At 70.1% G+C, this 278-nt stretch carries 1 protein-coding gene; it reads left to right on the top strand.

Features of this window, described 5'->3' with window-relative positions; translation table 11 throughout:
• The coding region (locus SB756_RS29670) for an amino acid permease (RefSeq protein WP_410913139.1) at nt 1-278 on the top strand (278 nt) is incomplete at both ends.

Genomic DNA, 278 nt, shown 5'->3' with positions numbered 1-278 from the left:
CAGCACGGTCAACTCGTCCCTGGCGGCGCTGCCGCGGATGCTCTACGGCATGGCCCAGAACGGCCAGGCCTTTCCCCAGTTCAAGCGCTTGAGCCCCCGTGGCCGTACGCCCTGGGTGGCGGTGCTGTTCGTGGCGGCGCTGACCGGGCTGCCGATCCTGCTGCTGGGCCAGGACCCGGATTCCATCAGCCTGCTGCTGTTGGCCGCCGCCCTGGCGTGGCTGCTGGCCTATATCGTCGTGCACATCGACGTGATCGCCCTGCGCCGCCGCTACCCCG

This window comes from Pseudomonas sp. SIMBA_068, assembly GCF_046534705.1.
In the GTDB taxonomy this organism is placed as follows: Bacteria; Pseudomonadota; Gammaproteobacteria; order Pseudomonadales; family Pseudomonadaceae; genus Aquipseudomonas; species Aquipseudomonas putida.
The sequence above is the reverse complement of the archived record's forward strand: the minus strand, read 5'-3'. Positions and strand labels throughout refer to the sequence as shown.